Origin of the sequence: Magnetospirillum sp. SS-4, assembly GCF_902729425.1 — a bacterium.
Taxonomy (GTDB): domain Bacteria; phylum Pseudomonadota; class Alphaproteobacteria; order Rhodospirillales; family Magnetospirillaceae; genus Phaeospirillum.
Map to the genome: position 1 here is coordinate 53,730 of NZ_CACVCH010000092.1, position 13,883 is coordinate 67,612.

The following is a 13,883-nucleotide window of genomic DNA, read 5'->3' on the forward strand; positions in this document are numbered from 1 at the left end:
AATCCTCGCTCAGGTGTTTGGGATGATCAGCCGCGACTCTTGAACGGCGGCATCGGGAACACGAACTTGGCTTCGGCCGATTCGGCGGGCAGCACCACGGTGGGCTTGCCATTGAGGTTCTGCACCACCGCCGAGCGCAGGTTCATGTTCTGGCCATTGGCTTCGAACTTGATGGCGCCGCCGATCATCACCCGCTTGGCGATGTTGGTGGCCCGAAGCGCCTCGGTCAGCGCCGCCGGATCGTTGGAGCCGGCGCGCTTGTGGGCGTCGGCGGCGATCAGCACCGCTTCGAAGGTGAAGCCGACGTTGAGGTCGCAGCTTTCGTCGGGATGGGCCTTCTCGAACCGCTGCTGCAACTGGGCCGCCATTTCCTGCTTGGGGTCGAACCAGGGAATGTTGACCGAGCAGAATTCGGCGTACTTGCCCAGCGCCTTCAGGAACTGCTTGTCGTACATGCCGGGGCTGCCGGGCGAGGTGATGCCCATGGTCTCGACCTGCTGCTTGACCATCTCGCGCACCAGCAGGATGGCGTCATTGAGGCGGGTCACGGTCATGACGAAATCGGCCTTGGCGGCCTTGGCCTTGGCCACCTCGATGGAGAGGTCGCGGGCCTTGGGGTCGTAGGCGATGGTCTCGACGATCTGGAACGGCAGGTCGAGCTTGGGCATCAGCGCGTTGATGCCGTTCAGCATGCCCATGCCGAAGCTGTCGTTGACGTGTAGCAGCACGGCGGTCTTGGGGGTGACGCCGGCGGCGGCGAACATGTCCTTGTAGAGCAGCAGGCCGCCCTTGCCCAGCATGCCGGCCGAGGGGAAATTGCGGAAGGTGTACTTGAAGCCCTGTTCGGTCAGCTTGGGCTCGGCGGCGATGTTGACTACCAGCGGCACGCCCTTCTGCTCGGCGACGCCGGCGATGGCGAGCGTGGTGGCGGAATCGAACGCGCCCATCAGCATGTTGGCGCCCTCGCGGATCAGCTTTTCCGCCTGGGTGCGGCCCACATCCGGGTTGGATTCGGTGTCGGCGTTCATGAATTCGACGGAATAACCCATCTCCTTCAGCATGGCGAGACCGACATCGGCGCCGCGCTGGCAGGCCTGGCCGATCAGGGCGAGATGGCCGGAGCGGGGCAGCAAGATGCCCAGCTTCAGCGGTGTGGCGGCGCGAGCCTTGCGCAGCGGCAGGCCGGCGGCGGCGGTGGTGAGCAGGGCGCCAGTCGCGGCGGTGGCGGAGAACTGGCGGCGGGTGATACCCTTGGACGAAGACGGAATCGTGGTGTGATCAGACATGGGACGTCCCTTTCACGGATCGTAAGGCCTCCTGGGTCGCTCTTTGGCGACTTGCTGAGCATGATCCTGACCCGACTGGATGATTTCGTCAAGAGGGATTGTTGGCGACAAAAACTGTTGCAATGAGCAACAATTTTCGCATGATGGCTGGACTGAGGGAGTCCGCCGGGGAGATGCGTGATGAAGCTTGAAAGCGTGATTGGCCTGATCGGGGCCGGGACCATGGGGGCGGCCATCGCCCAGGGGGCGGCGGTCAGCGGCTATCGGGTGATCTTGAATGACCGCGACGCCAGGGTGGTCGAACGGGCCATGGCCCAGATCAAGGGGTCGCTGGCGCGGGCGGTCGACAAGGGCAGGATGGGCGCGGCCGATGCCGATGCCGCCTTCGCTCGCCTCACGCCTTCGACCAGCCTCGCCGACCTGGTGTCCTGCGGCCTGGTGATCGAGGCCATCGTCGAGAATTTCGACGCCAAGGCCGACCTGTTCCGAACTCTGTCGGCCATCGTGTCGCCCCAGGCGCTGATCGCCACCAACACCTCCTCGCTCAAGGTCGACGATCTGGCCGCCTCGGTCAGTTCGCCCGAACGGTTTCTCGGCCTGCATTATTTTTTTCCGGCGGCGGTCAATCCCCTGCTGGAGATCGTCAGGGGCAAGTCGACTTCGTCCGACGCCATGGACAAGGCGGCGGCCTTCGCCAAGGCGACGGCCAAGCAGGCGATACGCTGCCGCGACGCCTACGGCTTTGCCGTTAACCGCTATTTCGTGCCCTATCTGAACGAGGCGGCGCGGCTGCTGGACGAAGGGGGGAATGCCGGCGAGATCGACCTGGCGGTCGTCCAGGGGTTCGGCACCGCCGTCGGGCCGTTCAAGTTGATGGACATTTCCAAGCCGGTCATCGCCCTGCACGCCTGCCGCACCCTGGCGGTGATGGGGCCGTTCTACGCTCCGGCGACCTCGCTGGTGCGTATCGGCGAATCGGGTGAATTGTGGAATGCCGAACTGCCGGCCTCGATCGACCCCGCCCGCGCCGCCACCATCGTCCAGCGGCTTCAGGGCGCGGTTCTGACGGCGGTGCTGGAGGCGCTGGACGAGGAGGTGGCGGCGCCGGACGACTTCGACCTGGGCGCCCGTATCGGCCTGCAATGGACGTGGCAGCCTTGCGTCGGCGCCCGCGCCATCGGTCGCGACGCCACCGAACGGCTGGTGGCGCGGCACTTCCAGGGGCGGCCGCTTCCCCGGAGTCTCCAGCTTTTCTAAGGCGCAAGCCGGTCGTTTCAGGGGCTGGGCGACACGGCGTCCACCCTTGAAACTTGCCGCACCGCACCAAATATGCAAAGACTTGCCGAATTATCGGAGTCCTGCCCGTGAGCCGTTCCACTCTCGACCATCCCTTCGCCGAACCGCTCGCCCCCGGTCAGGTTCTCGAAGTCGCCCCTGGAATCCGCTGGATACGCATGCCGCTGCCGTTCGCCCTCGACCACATCAACCTGTGGGCGCTGGATGATGGCGATGGCCGGGTGGCGCTGGTCGATACCGGATTGGGCAACGACGCCACCAAGGAACTGTGGGAGGTTCTGCTGGCCGGGCCGCTGGCCGGACTGACGGTGTCGCGGCTGATCGCCACCCATTTCCATCCCGATCACATGGGGCTGGCCGGCTGGCTGAGCCGGCGCCTGGACGTTGACCTTACCGCCTCGGTGCGGGAATGGCTGTTCGGCCGCATGCTGTGGCTGGAGGAGTCGGAGGAGTTCAACGACAACCAGGTGCGCTATTACCGCCGCATGGGCTTCGACGCCGAGCAACTGGACGGCGTGCGCAGCCGGGGCAACACCTATCGCGCTCGCATCGACGTCATGCCGGTGCGGGTTCTAGGCATCCGCAACGGCGATGAGATGACCATCGGCGGCCGTATCTGGCGGATGATCGAGGGCGGCGGCCATTCCCCCGAGCATGCCTGCCTGTATTGCGAGGAGGCCGGCGTGCTGATCTCCGGCGATCAGGTGTTGCCGCGCATCAGCCCCATCGTCGGCGTCTGGCCGCAGCAGCCCGAGGCCGAGCCGCTGGGGCTGTTCCTCGACGCCCTGGCCCGGCTGCGCCATCTGCCGGCCGATACCCTGGTCCTGCCGTCCCACGGCCTGCCGTTCCGGGGGCTCCACGCCCGCGTCGACCAGTTGACGGCACATCATGTGGAGCGGCTGGAAAAGACCCAGGGCGCCTGCGCACGGCCGGCCAGCGCGGTCCAGGTCCTGCGCGCCCTGTTCACGCGGGAGCTGGATGCCCATCAACTGGGCTTCGCCACCGGCGAGACCCTGGCCCATCTGCACCATCTCATGCGCCAGGGCAGCGTCGTCCGCGAAATGGGCGAGGACGGAATCTGGTGGTTCCGCCGCGCCTGATTTCCTTTCCCGTCAGGCGGCGCAGGCGCCCGCCGGTTCGCAATACAGGCCGTAAAGGGTGTTGATCACCGCGCTGGCCTCGGCCCCGGCCAGGGAATAGAAGATGGTCTGGGCCTGGCGCCGGGTCTGGACCAGGGTATCGCGGCGCAGGCGGGCAAGGTGTTGCGACAGGGCGGATTGGCTGAGGCCGATGATCCGTTCCAGTTCTCCCACCGACTTTTCCCCATGCAGAAGCTGGCAGAGGATCATCAGGCGATGCTCGTTGCTCATGGCCTTGAGCAAGGCGCTGGCACGGCGCGCGCTGTCTTGAAGTTTCTCAAGTTCCATGTCCATGGGCATCTCCAATCCCTAAGTACGCATATGTTATAACACTTAACCAAGATATTTCAATCGATACACATCGCGATCCGCCGAATATGCAGATTTGTTGAAAATTGAACACGGATGAGCGTGTTGTTTTTTGACAAAGATCATTCTTCCCGTCGCCATCGCCCCGGCGATGTCAGGCCAGGGCGGCGGCGGGGGCGGTGTCCAGGGCGGCGAGGGCGGTCGAGACGATGCCCGAGGCGTTGAGTCCGACCTTCTCGTACTGGATTTCGGGAGTGTCGTGCTCGATGAAGTAGTCGGGCAGGACCAGCGGCCGGACCTTCAGTCCGCGATCAAGGACGCAATTGGTCGCCAGCAGGTGGAGGACATGGCTGCCGAAGCCGCCGACCGATCCCTCCTCGATGGTGATCAGGACCTCGTGCGAACGGGCGAGACGAAGGATGAGTTCCTCGTCCAGCGGCTTCATGAAGCGGGCATCGGCCACGGTGGGCGCCAGCCCCCTGGCGGCCAATTCGTCGGCGGCCTTCAGGGTTTCGGACAGGCGGGTGCCCAGCGACAGGATGGCGATGCGCGATCCCTCGCGGATTATCCGGCCCTTGCCGATGGGCATGGCGGTGCCGCGTTCCGGCAGTTCCACGCCCACGCCCTCGCCGCGGGGATAGCGGAAGGCCGAGGGACGGTCGTCGATGCCGACGGCGGTGGCGACGGCGTGCATCAGTTCGGCCTCGTCGGCCGGACACATGATGACGATGTCGGGCAGGCAGCCCAGATAGGCCATGTCGTAGGCACCGGCGTGGGTGGCGCCGTCGGCGCCGACCAGACCGGCGCGGTCGATGGCGAAGCGCACCGGCAGCCTTTGCAGAACCACGTCGTGCTGAACCTGGTCGTAGGCGCGTTGGAGGAAGGAGGAATAGATGGCGCAGAACGGCTTGAAGCCCTCGCAGGCCAGACCGGCCGAGAAGGTGACGGCGTGCTGCTCGGCGATGCCGACGTCGAAGGTTCGCGCCGGGAAGCGGTCCCCGAACTTGTCGAGGCCGGTTCCGGCCGGCATGGCGGCGGTGACGGCGACGATGCTGTCGTCGTGTTCGGCCTCGGCCAGCAGCGCCTTGGCGAACACCGCCGTATAGGAGGGGGCGTTGGCCTTGGGCTTGTCCAGCTTGCCGGTGACGATGTCGAAGCGCCCGACGCCGTGATACTTGTCGGCGGCGGCTTCGGCCGGCGGATAGCCGCGGCCCTTCTTGGTCACCACATGGATCAGGATCGGCTTGGTTTCCTCGGAATCGCGGACGTTCTTCAGCACCGGCAGCAGGTGCTCGAAATTGTGCCCGTCGATGGGACCGACGTAGTAGAACCCCAGTTCCTCGAACAAGGTGCCGCCGCCCGATACCATGCCGCGGGCGTATTCCTCGACCCGGCCGACGGCGCGTTCCAGCGGCGGCGGCAGCAGGTGGGCCAGATCCTTGGCCAGATGACGCAGGGAATGATAGGACGGCGACGACAGCAGCCGCGACAGGTAGGCGCTCATGGCGCCCACCGGCGGGGCGATGGACATGTCGTTGTCGTTGAGGATGACGATCAGGCGCGACCCCAGCGAGCCGGCGTTGTTCATGGCCTCGTAGGCCTGACCGGCGCTCATGGCGCCGTCGCCGATGACCGCGATGACGTTGAAGCGGTCATCCTTGAGATCGCGCCCCACAGCCATGCCCAGCGCCGCCGAGATGGACGTGGAGGAATGGCCGGCGCCGAACGGATCGAAGACGCTTTCCGAACGCCGGGTGAATCCCGACAATCCGCCGCCCTGGCGCATGGTCAGCATGCGATCCTTGCGGCCGGTCAGAATCTTGTGGGGATAGGCCTGATGGCCGACGTCCCAGATCAGCTTGTCCCTGGGCGTGTCGAAGACATGGTGCAGCGCCACGGTCAACTCGGCGACGCCGAGGCCGGCGCCGAGATGGCCGCCGGTGAACGATACCGAATGGATCATCGCCTGCCGGACCTCGTGGGTCAGCTGCTCCAGTTCCTCGATGGAGAAACCGCGGAAATCGGCCGGGCTGGACACGCGGTCCAGCAGGGGAGCCTTGGGCTTGCTGGAAGAGGAGAACTTCATGATCCTTGGTGCCTCACGAACGGCGCTGAACGACATAGCGGGCGACATCCCGCATCAGGTCGGCCTTGTCGCCGAAGGGATCGAGATGGCGACAGGCCTGATCGGCCAGCATGTCGGCCTGCGAGCGGGCCCGCTCGATGCCCAGCAGCGACACGAAGGTCGCCTTGCCGGCGTCGGCGTCCTTTTGCACGGCCTTGCCGACCTCGGCTGCGTCGCCTTCCACGTCCAGGATGTCGTCGGCGATCTGGAAGGCCAGGCCCAGATCGTGGGCGTAATTGCGCAGGGCGAGGCGAAGCTCGCCATGGGCCTTGCCCATCACCGCCCCGGCCTCGCACGAGAACGAGAACAGCCGGCCGGTCTTCATCTGCTGCAACCGGGTGATGCCGGCCACGTCCAGGTTCATCTCGTGGGCCTGGAGATCGATCATCTGGCCGCCGACCATGCCTTGCCCACCCGAGGCATGGGCCAGGTCGGCCGCCAGTTCGCAACGGACCACCGGGTCGGAGTGGGTGGCGGGATTGACCAGCACCTCGAACGCCTTGGTCAGCAGGGCGTCGCCCGCCAGCAGGGCGGTGGCCTCGTCGAATTTCTTGTGGCAGGTTGGGCGGCCGCGCCGCAGGTCGTCGTCGTCCATGCAGGGCAGGTCGTCGTGGACCAGCGAATAGCAGTGAACCATCTCGATGGCGCAGGCGACGCGCAGCGCCGCGCTTTCCGCGACGTTGAACAGGCTGGCCGACTGCATCACCAGGAACGGGCGCAGCCGCTTGCCGCCGTCCAGGCTGGCATAGCGCATGGCTTCGTGAACGCGGGAATCGGGGCCGTCGGATACCGGCAGCAGGCGGTCCAGTTCGGCGTTGACCTGCTGGCTGGTCTTGGTCAGGGCGTCGGCAAGGCGGGTCGAAAGCGGAGAATTGCTCAAGGCTGTCACTCGGTTGTGGATCAGGCGATGTCGGCGGACGCGACGGAAACGGTTCCATCCGATCCCAGCACGATACGGTCGACCTTGGCGCGGGCTTCCTCCAGCTTGGCGGCGCAGTGGCGCTTCAACTGGGCGCCGCGCTCGTAGGCGGCGATGGACTCGTCCAGCTTGCCGCGCCCTTCCTCCAACTGGCGGACGATGCGGTCCAGTTCGGCTAGGGCGTCCTCGAAGCCGAGAGCGGCGATGTCAGGCGGCAAATCGGCCATGGAATCCGTTGTCGTGGCGTTGGGGTCCGACGAAGCGCGGAAGTGTACGGGGGCGTCGCGATAATGGCAAGCTTGACGGAAGGCGTTTGCAGGGTAATCGGGTGTAAGGAATAACGCCGGTTTTCCCCCTCTCCCGCTTGCGGGAGAGGGAACAACTGCCTTCGCCCGATTCCCCTGGCGGGCCGGTTGGAGGTCATTTCCCGCGGCGGTGAAACGCGGTATGGTCCGGCAGTCCGATTTTCCGGGGGGACTGGGTGAGCGAGCTGTTGAGGCGTCTTGATCCCTGGCTGGGACGGCCGGGGCTGACGGTGTGGATGCTGACCGGCGCCTTGGCCGGTCTGTACGGCTGGGTCCGCTTCGTCGGGACCTTCCGTTCCGAGACGCTGGTCTACGCCCGCTGGCTGGCCGGCGCGGTGGTCTATCCCGCCGGCAATCCGACCGCCGTCACCTTGTACGAGACGACGACGCCATTCCACGGTCTGGTCGCCCTGCTGATGGGAGCCGGTCTGGACGACATCGCCATCACCCAGCTCAGCTGCGCCCTGAATGTCGCCGTCTATGCCCAGGCCACGGCGCTGATGGTTTTCGTCCTGTCGCGTAATGTTCCGGCCGCCGTCATGCTTGGTCTCGTCCAGGCGGCCACCGCCGGCTTCCTGAGCGGGGCCGATTATCCCTTCGTCATCGTCAACAACGAGAAATTGCTGGGATCGCTGGGGCTGGGACTGCAATTGCAGATCTTCGGCCTGATCGGACTGGGGCGCCCGACGCCGGCCCTGGCGCTGGTGGCGGCGCTGGCGATGGTTCATCCGGTATTCGCCGCCTTCAATGTCTTTCTGCTGGCGGCGGTGCGGATGGTCGACCGGTTCGGAGCGAATTGCCGCCCGTGGTCGGGCGGAATCCTGCTGGGGCTGGCCGTGGCCGCCTGGGCGCTGCTGCGGGCAGCCAAGCCCCATGTGGATCTGCCGCCGTCGCCCGATCCCGGGCTGGTGGACGCTTATTTCGCGTTGTGGGATGCCCACCGCAACATTCCGGTATCCCGCTATTCGCTGGTCATCCTGGCGGCGTCCCTGGCGGGCCTGGGGCTGGTTATCCTGTTGCGCCGCCAGGGGGGCGAACGGATTCGCGCCATGACCACCGCCCTGGCCCTGGCCGGGGCCATCGGCATCCTGTGCTGGGCCGGCTTTCACGCCCTGCGGCCGTGGCTTCCCACCATTTTCCTGATTCCGATGCCCAATCGCCTGTTGAATATCAGCGAGGCGCTGGTGTTTCCGGTGGTCGCGGGAACCTTGCTGGCCATGCGGCCGAAAGTCCCGCCGCTGATCGCGCTGGCGGCGCTGTCGCTGGTGATGCTGGCCGGTGGCCTGGCCCAGGAACTGGGGGCCATCAAGCTTGGCGATCCGGCTTATTCGATGGCCAAGGCCGGCGAGAAGCTGGTGCTGATGGCGGCGATGGCCGCCATGGCCTGGGCGCTTCTGACCGGGCGCGTCGCCCTGGCCGGGGCCGGTGAGAACAGGCCGAAGGCGGGGGGACTGGCCGCGAGGGTGCCGCTGGCGGCGGTCTGGCTGGCGGTGGGGCTTGGCGTCGTTGGAGCGGGGGCGGCGACGCGGAGCCCGGACCCGTTCGAGTCCGTCCGCGAGCTGTTCGACCGGCTGGCCAAGTCGGGAGGAGTGGTGGCGGCTTTCGAGAACCTGAATCTGACCAAGTCTCCCATCCGCAATGCCGAGCTTTTCTCGTTCCAGTGCCTGGACGTGCTGCCTTATTCGACGCGGTCGATTCCGGCGGTGGCGCGGGTGATGGGCGAGGTCTACGGCGCCGACTTTCTCCGCCCGCCCGAGGCCAATTATCGGCTGGGCGTGTTCAACGAGGTCGACATGGATGCCATGGCGCGGCGGTCCACCGAGGAATGGAAGGCGTTGGGCGCCCGCCACGGCTTTCACTTCGTCATCACCAACGGCGGCCGCCAGCTTGCCTTGCCCATGGTCGACCTGGGCATGATCCGGCTGTTCATCATTCCGCAGGAATAGGGGCGCCGGCCGGCGGGATCAGCTTTCCATCGCCAGCACGCCGCCCAGAAGGCCTTCGATGGCGGTCCGGTCAAGGTCGCGGGTGATGAAGACGATGCGGGTGCGGCGGTCGTCGTCGGGCCATTCCGGCAGCGGCGCCGGGGGGTGAAAGACGTGCTGCACCCCGTGGATGGCCAGGGGCAGGTCGGATTCGCGGGCATTGACGATGCCCTTGATGCGCAGCAGGTTCTCGCCCTTGGACGCGATCATCAGCTCCAGCGCGAAGCCCAGCGCCGTCCACGATACCGGCTGGTCGGCGGTGAAGACGAAGGCCTGGATGTGGGCGTCGTGGCGGTTGGGGTCGTGATGGTGATGATGGCCCTGGCGCCGGGCGGCCTCGTGGGCGCGATAGGCCTCTTCGTTCAGCCAGCGGGCCACGTCGGGAATCTTGACGTCCTTGCGGAACAGCCCGGCGTCCAGGATGTCGGCGGGATCGACCCGGCCCATGGCGGCGGCGACGATGGGCGCGGCCGGGTTGAGCAGCCGCAGCCGTTCGCGCTGCATTTCCACCCGGGTCGGGTCTGCGATATCGGCCTTGGTCAGGATCAGCCGGTCGGCGACGGCGGCCTGTTTGACCGCCTCGGCATGGGCGTTCAGGGTGGCCTCGCCGTTGACGGCATCGACGGTGGAGACGATGCCGTCCAGCTTGTAGCGGCTGGAAATCAGCGGATCGGTCATCAGGGTGTGAATGATGGGAGCCGGATCGGCCAGCCCGGTGGTCTCGATCATCATGCGGCCGAATTCGGGAATCTCGCCCTTGACCCGGCGCAGGAACAGGTCGCGCATGCCCTCGACCAGATCGCCCCGCACGGTGCAGCACATGCAGCCCGATTGCAACAGTACCACGTCCTCGGCCAGCTTGCGCACCAGCAGGTGGTCGAGGCCGACGGCGCCGAACTCGTTGATCAGCACGGCGGTGTCGGCCAGTCCGGGCTGGGCCAGCAGGTGGTTGAGCAAGGTGGTCTTGCCGCTGCCGAGAAAGCCGGTGAGGACGGTAACCGGTATCAGGCTCATTTCTTGTACAGCTCCTCCGGCGAGATCTGGACCTTTTCCACCTCGGCCAGGCCGTCGGGACGGGCGGCGGTGTAAAAGCAGGTGCGCCGGCCGGTGTGGCAGGCGACCCCGTCCTGATCCACCTTGACCAGGATAGTGTCGCCGTCGCAATCGATCAGGAAATCCTTGAGCCGCTGCTGCTGGCCCGAGGTCTCGCCCTTGCGCCACAATCCCTTGCGCGAGCGCGACCAATAGCACACCCGGCCGGTGGCCAGGGTCTCGGTCACCGCGTCACGATTCATCCAGGCCATCATCAGCACCTCGCCGGTGTCGAATTGCTGGGCGATCGCCGGCACCAGGCCGTCGGAATTGAAGCTGAGGCGGGCCAGGGCGGCGGCGGGGTCGATGGCGGACATGGAGGCTTCCTCGGGGGCGGTGGCGATCATGGTATGAAGCATCTACCGTCCGGAAAGGCAATCGGCAAGGCTGTCGGCGATGGCGGTCATGATGGTGAAATAGGCGTCGGGACCGGCTTCCGCCAGGGCGCCTTCCGGATCGAGCAGGGCGATGCGGGCGCCGGCGGCGTCGGCCAGCGCCTGCACCGTCGGACCGGCGAATCGCGGCTCGCGGAAGACGCAGGCGGCCTTGGTGGCCTTGAGGCGGTCGCGCAGCGCCGCCATCCGCTTGGCGCTGGGCGGACGTTCGGGGTCGATGGTGACTGCGCCGGCCGGAGTCAGGCCGTAGCGCGCCTCGAAATATTGATGGGCGTCGTGGAAAACCACATAAGGCTTGCCGGCCACCGGCTTCAGCCGGGCGGCCAGGGTGGAATCCAGGTCGGCCAGGCGCTTGCGGGTCTCGGCGGCGTTGGCCTTGTAGCGGTCGGCGCGGGCCGGGTCCATTTCGGCCAACCTGCCGGCCACCGCGTCCACCAGCCGGGCGGCGTTGTCGGGATCGAGCCACAGATGGCCGTCGGTCTCGTCGTGGTCATCCTTGCCGTGATCCTTGTGGCCGTGGTCATTCCCGTGGCTGTCCCAAACGCCGCCCTCGCGGGTGGCGAGACGGGTCATGCCGGGAATCTCCTGCATGGTCAGCCGATGCCTGGCCTTGGCGGCGGGTTTCTTCAGCCAGCCCTCGAAATCCTTGCCGACCCAGACCAGAAGCCGGGCCCGCTCCAGCGCGCGGGCATCCGACGGCTTCATGGCGTAATCGTGTGGCGAGGCGTCGCCCGACACGATCAGGCCCGGTTCGGCCACCCCCTTCATCACGGCGGCGACCAGCCCGTGCAGCGGCTTGATGCTGACCAGGACGTCGGGCGGCGGAGCGTCCGCCATCGCCGGGCCGGCCGTCAGCAGACCCAGGAAAGCGGCGGCAAGCAGACTCTTTCGCATTGTTCGGCTCCATGCCATGATGAAAAGGCTGATATGTTATAGTATAACATTTTCCGGAATTCCAGCATGACCTTTCCCGCCCCTCACCACGACCACGCCGCCTGCGTCGCCCAGGCCCTGGCCGCCGCCGAGGCCGAGTGCAAGCGACGCGGCGCCCGCCTGACCGATATCCGCCGGAGGGTTCTGGAACTGGTGTGGGAAAGCCATCAGCCGGTGGGGGCCTACGCCCTGCTGGACATCCTGGGGCGTGAAGGCTGGTCGGCGGCCCCGCCGACCGTCTATCGGGCGCTGGAATTCCTGCAACAGAACGGGCTGGTGCACCGCATCGCCCTGCTCAACGCCTTCGTCGGCTGTCCGCGTCCGGGGCACGGCCACAGCGGAACCTTCCTGCTGTGTTCCGGCTGCGGCATGGCCGCCGAACTGGACGACCGGGATATCGACCGGGCGGTGGCGGAATGTGCTTCCCGCTCGGGCTTCTCGGTGACGCGGCGGACCATCGAGATCGAGGGGATGTGTCCGGCCTGTCGCGCCAGAGAGGAGAAGGCATGAGCCCAGACGATCTGGTCCGGCTGACCGGGGTTTCGGTGGCGTTTCGCGGCCACGCCGTGCTGGACGGTGTCGGCTTGCGGGTCGGACGCGGCCGCATCGTCACGGTGGTCGGGCCGAATGGCGCCGGCAAGTCGACGCTCATCAAGGTGGCCCTGGGACTGATCGTTCCCGACCGGGGAACGGTGGAGCGCGATCCCGCCGCGGTGATCGGCTATGTGCCGCAGCGCCTGAGCATCGATCGGACCTTGCCGCTGTCGGTGCGGCGTTTCCTCGCCATGGCGCTGCCCGGCGGCGGCGACGGCCGGAATCTGGAGGAATCCCTGGATCTGGTGGGGGCCGGTCATGTGATGGCCCGGCAGATGGCCGATCTGTCGGGCGGCGAGGCGCAGCGGGTGCTGCTGGCCCGCGCCCTGGTCCGGCGCCCCGACCTGCTGGTGCTGGACGAACCGGTGGGCGGCGTCGACATGGCCGGACAGGCCGAACTTTACGACCTGATCGCCGGGCGGGCCCATGATCAAGGCATCGGCGTGCTGATGGTTTCCCACGACCTGCACGTGGTGATGGCCGCCACCGACGAGGTGGTTTGCCTCAACCGTCACGTTTGCTGCGCCGGCCATCCCGAGACGGTCAGCCGCCATCCCGAATACCTGGCGCTGTTCGGCCCGCGGGTGGCCGACAGCCTTGCCATCTACACCCACGCCCACGATCACGGCCATCTGGCCGACGGCAGCGTCCGGCCCCTGGACCCGGGGCATGTCCATGGACCGGAGTGCCGCCATGGATGAGTTCCTGCTGCGCGCCCTGGCGGCGGGGCTGGGGCTGGCGGCGGTGGCCGGGCCGCTGGGCTGTTTCGTGGTGTGGCGGCGCATGGCCTATTTCGGCGACGCCCTGGCCCATACCGCCCTGCTGGGAATCGTGGTCGGGCTCCTGCTGGGAACCTCGCCCCTGGCGGGCGTGGTGGCGGTCTGCGTCGCGGTGGCGCTGATCCTGGCCGGCATGCGGCGGGATGGGCGTCTGGCCTCGGACAGCCTGCTCGGCATCATGGCCCATGGCGCGCTGGCGCTAGGGCTGGTGCTGCTGTCGGCCATGGAGCGGGTGCGGGTCGACCTGATGGGCTGGCTGTTCGGCGACATCCTGGCGGTAAGTTGGGAGGACGCCGCCCTGGTCTGGGGAGGGGCGGTTCTGGTTCTGGGGCTGCTTGCCGCCCACTGGCGCTGTCTGGTGGCCATGACGGTGGACGAGGATCTCGCCCGGGTCGAGGGTCATGACGTCGGGCGCGGCCGCCTTGTCCTGATGCTGCTGGTGGCCTTGTCGGTGGCGGCGGCCATGAAGGTGGTGGGGGTGATGCTGGTCACCGCCATGCTGGTGATTCCGGCGGCCGGCGCCCGCCGGCTGGCCCGCACGCCCGAGCAGATGGCGGGCGGCGCCGTTCTGGCCGGAGCGCTGGCGGTTTCGCTCGGCCTGGGCGGCAGCTGGCATTACGATACCCCGTCCGGTCCCTCCATCGTGGTGGCGGCGGTCGGCTTGTTCATCGCATCGCGCCTGATGCCGTTCCGAAGTGCTTGAGCGGCTTGCCCAAGGCGACGCGG

14 protein-coding genes are annotated in these 13,883 nt (G+C 67.1%); 6 read left to right on the forward strand and 8 right to left on the reverse strand.

Annotation, left to right across the window (positions count from 1 at the left end):
- Positions 1-26: 26 nt before the first annotated feature.
- Positions 27-1,286: an ABC transporter substrate-binding protein gene (locus tag MTBSS4_RS16395; RefSeq protein WP_173984478.1), complete on the reverse strand. Its 1,260-nt coding sequence runs from the start codon at positions 1,284-1,286 to the stop codon at positions 27-29.
- 180 nt (positions 1,287-1,466) lie between these two features.
- Between MTBSS4_RS16395 and MTBSS4_RS16400 the strand changes: the two genes are divergently transcribed.
- Together MTBSS4_RS16400 and MTBSS4_RS16405 are read left to right on the forward strand one after the other, a co-directional pair.
- Complete coding sequence (locus tag MTBSS4_RS16400; protein ID WP_173984479.1) at positions 1,467-2,543, forward strand: 3-hydroxyacyl-CoA dehydrogenase family protein; 1,077 nt, start codon at positions 1,467-1,469, stop codon at positions 2,541-2,543.
- A 107-nt stretch (positions 2,544-2,650) separates the two neighbouring features.
- Positions 2,651-3,682, forward strand: coding sequence for an MBL fold metallo-hydrolase (locus MTBSS4_RS16405; RefSeq protein ID WP_173984480.1), 1,032 nt, complete (start codon positions 2,651-2,653; stop codon positions 3,680-3,682).
- Between the two features lie 12 nt (positions 3,683-3,694).
- Here the strand turns inward: MTBSS4_RS16405 and MTBSS4_RS16410 are convergent, their stop codons facing one another.
- From MTBSS4_RS16410 to MTBSS4_RS16425, 4 genes are all read right to left on the reverse strand, one after another.
- Positions 3,695-4,009 carry a helix-turn-helix transcriptional regulator gene (locus MTBSS4_RS16410; protein ID WP_173984603.1) on the reverse strand — a complete coding sequence of 105 codons (315 nt, stop codon included), beginning with the start codon at positions 4,007-4,009 and terminating at the stop codon, positions 3,695-3,697.
- 175 nt (positions 4,010-4,184) lie between these two features.
- Positions 4,185-6,116 carry a 1-deoxy-D-xylulose-5-phosphate synthase gene (dxs, locus tag MTBSS4_RS16415; protein ID WP_173984481.1) on the reverse strand — a complete coding sequence of 644 codons (1,932 nt, stop codon included), beginning with the start codon at positions 6,114-6,116 and terminating at the stop codon, positions 4,185-4,187.
- A gap of 13 nt (positions 6,117-6,129) precedes the next feature.
- Positions 6,130-7,035, reverse strand: a complete 906-nt coding sequence (locus MTBSS4_RS16420; RefSeq protein ID WP_173984482.1) for a polyprenyl synthetase family protein — start codon at positions 7,033-7,035, stop codon at positions 6,130-6,132.
- 20 nt (positions 7,036-7,055) lie between these two features.
- Positions 7,056-7,301: an exodeoxyribonuclease VII small subunit gene (locus MTBSS4_RS16425; protein WP_173984483.1), complete on the reverse strand. Its 246-nt coding sequence runs from the start codon at positions 7,299-7,301 to the stop codon at positions 7,056-7,058.
- Between the two features lie 254 nt (positions 7,302-7,555).
- On the opposite strand from MTBSS4_RS16425, the gene MTBSS4_RS16430 reads away from it, so the two are divergent.
- Positions 7,556-9,325 carry a hypothetical protein gene (locus MTBSS4_RS16430; RefSeq protein WP_173984484.1) on the forward strand — a complete coding sequence of 590 codons (1,770 nt, stop codon included), beginning with the start codon at positions 7,556-7,558 and terminating at the stop codon, positions 9,323-9,325.
- 18 nt (positions 9,326-9,343) lie between these two features.
- Here the strand turns inward: MTBSS4_RS16430 and MTBSS4_RS16435 are convergent, their stop codons facing one another.
- Genes MTBSS4_RS16435 through MTBSS4_RS16445 form a run of 3 tightly spaced genes read right to left on the reverse strand, consistent with a single transcriptional unit; the run spans position 9,344 to position 11,745 of the window.
- Positions 9,344-10,378, reverse strand: a complete 1,035-nt coding sequence (locus tag MTBSS4_RS16435; protein ID WP_173984485.1) for a GTP-binding protein — start codon at positions 10,376-10,378, stop codon at positions 9,344-9,346.
- Positions 10,375-10,773, reverse strand: coding sequence for a phosphoribosyl-AMP cyclohydrolase (gene hisI, locus MTBSS4_RS16440; RefSeq protein ID WP_173984604.1), 399 nt, complete (start codon positions 10,771-10,773; stop codon positions 10,375-10,377). The genes MTBSS4_RS16435 and hisI overlap by 4 nt, the downstream gene beginning before the upstream one ends.
- 42 nt (positions 10,774-10,815) lie before the next feature.
- A complete protein-coding gene (locus MTBSS4_RS16445; protein WP_173984486.1) occupies positions 10,816-11,745 on the reverse strand; it encodes a zinc ABC transporter substrate-binding protein in 930 nt (309 codons plus the stop codon).
- A gap of 66 nt (positions 11,746-11,811) precedes the next feature.
- Here MTBSS4_RS16445 and MTBSS4_RS16450 point away from each other — a divergent pair, with 66 nt between their 5' ends.
- From MTBSS4_RS16450 to MTBSS4_RS16460, 3 genes are read left to right on the forward strand one after another with little or no spacing between them, the layout of a single operon-like run.
- Positions 11,812-12,294 (forward strand): Fur family transcriptional regulator, encoded by a 483-nt coding sequence (locus tag MTBSS4_RS16450; RefSeq protein WP_173984487.1) that lies wholly within the window; start codon positions 11,812-11,814, stop codon positions 12,292-12,294.
- Complete coding sequence (locus tag MTBSS4_RS16455) at positions 12,291-13,079, forward strand: metal ABC transporter ATP-binding protein (RefSeq protein ID WP_173984488.1); 789 nt, start codon at positions 12,291-12,293, stop codon at positions 13,077-13,079. Before MTBSS4_RS16450 ends, MTBSS4_RS16455 begins: the two co-directional genes overlap by 4 nt.
- Positions 13,072-13,860, forward strand: a complete 789-nt coding sequence (locus MTBSS4_RS16460) for an iron chelate uptake ABC transporter family permease subunit (protein WP_173984489.1) — start codon at positions 13,072-13,074, stop codon at positions 13,858-13,860. Before MTBSS4_RS16455 ends, MTBSS4_RS16460 begins: the two co-directional genes overlap by 8 nt.
- The last annotated feature ends 23 nt before the right edge of the window (positions 13,861-13,883 follow it).